Origin of the sequence: Mesorhizobium sp. M7A.F.Ca.CA.002.15.2.1 (assembly GCF_003998715.1) — a bacterium.
Classification (GTDB): Bacteria; Pseudomonadota; Alphaproteobacteria; order Rhizobiales; family Rhizobiaceae; genus Mesorhizobium; species Mesorhizobium ciceri.
In genome coordinates, this window is record NZ_RZPI01000968.1 from 1 (window position 1) to 1,437 (window position 1,437).

General features: G+C 60.1%; 2 protein-coding genes. One reads left to right on the forward strand and one right to left on the reverse strand.

What is annotated here, in order from left to right; translation table 11 throughout:
• Positions 1 to 69 precede the first annotated feature (69 nt).
• A complete protein-coding gene (locus tag ENZ74_RS31630) occupies positions 70 to 852 on the reverse strand; it encodes an ABC transporter substrate-binding protein (RefSeq protein WP_063167837.1) in 783 nt (260 codons plus the stop codon).
• Between the two features lie 135 nt (positions 853 to 987).
• Here ENZ74_RS31630 and ENZ74_RS31635 point away from each other — a divergent pair.
• On the forward strand, positions 988 to 1,437 hold a 450-nt coding region (locus ENZ74_RS31635; RefSeq protein ID WP_164761397.1), incomplete at its 3' end, for a LysR family transcriptional regulator.

Sequence of the window (1,437 nt, forward strand, 5' to 3'; positions counted from 1 at the left end):
TCCATGAAAGGGTCCAGCAGGAGTAACGCTCGGCTTCAGGCGGCTTTGCTCGCCTGAAGCCAGGAGAGATCAGCGGATGTCGCTGCCGACCCACTTCATCGAGATCTTTTCGTAGCTGCCGTCCGCCAGCATGTCGTCCAGCGCCTTCTGCATCGCAGCCTTGAGCTCCGGATTGTCCTTGCGGATGGCGATGCCGATGGCAACAGCGCCGCCTTCGATATCGGGCGTGTTGAGCTTGCGGACCTTCTCGCCCGTCTCCTTGACGGCAACCATGACCGGAATGTTGTCGACGACTATCGCGTCGACGCGGCCGGCCCTCAGCTCCAGCAGCATTTCCGGCAGGCCCTTGTAGGTACGGATATCCCAGCCACCCTTTTCGCGCGCCCATTTCTCATGCGTCTCGCCCAGCGTCACGCCAATGGTCTTGCCCTTGAGGTCGTCGAGGCTCTGCACTTTCGACTGCTCGCTGACGAAAACGGCGCGGCCGGCGTGGTAGTAAGGCCCGACGAAATCGACCACCTTTTCACGCTCAGGCGTGATCGTCATCGAGCCAACGACGGTGTCGTATTTGTTGGCGAGCAGGCCGGCAATGATGCCGTCCCAGGCCGTGGTGATGATGGTGCCCTTGACACCGATGCGCTCGGCGATGGCCTTGCCGATATCGGCGTCGAAACCGACGACTTCATTCTGGTCGTTGACGAAGTTGAAGGGCGGATACTGACCGCTCATGGAAATCTTCAGCTCGCCCGCCGCCTTGATCTTTTCGAGGTCGTCGGCCCTGGCCGAAACGGCAGTGAAGGTCGACGCAAGCAGCAGGGCCGCAACGGCGATGCCGGAAAATACTCTGTTCATCTGATTTCCTCTCCTCTGGATGGCGCGCAAGGTTTGTTCTTGGGAGGCGTGCAGACGCTTTCCTGTCATCAATGATTGCCTTTGCGGTATCATTGCGCAAATAGATAATGCGAATAGAGAGCATAGATATCAGGAATGGTACTTCCACGCCCCGAACGGCTGGTCTGGGATCTCGACTGGAACCTTCTGAGGACATTCGTCGTCATCGCGGAGGTGAAGGGCATCACGCGAGCTGCGGAGCGACTGAACCTCAAGCAACCCAGCGTCAGCAATGCTCTGCGGCGACTGGAGGACCGGGTGGGCCGGCGTCTGGTCGAGCGCGACGCGACGCGCTTCGAACTGACCGAGGTCGGGCGGCTTCTCTACGAGCAGAGCGTCGAGGTGTTCGGCACCATATCGCAGTTGCCGCTGCTGATGCGCGGCATCAGCGACGATGTTACCGGCCATGTGATGATCGCGACGGCAAGCCATGTCGTCTCGCCGCTCTTTGATCAGGCGCTGTCCGAGTTCCACAGCAACTACCCGCACGCCAGCATCACCATTTCAGTCGCAGCAAGCACCGAAGTCGCCAAGCAGGTGAGGGAG

Excerpts from the sequence above, each read along its gene's own strand:
- ENZ74_RS31630 (WP_063167837.1), bottom strand. The coding sequence starts at position 852 with ATGAACAGAGTATTTTCCGGCATCGCCGTTGCGGCCCTGCTGCTTGCG.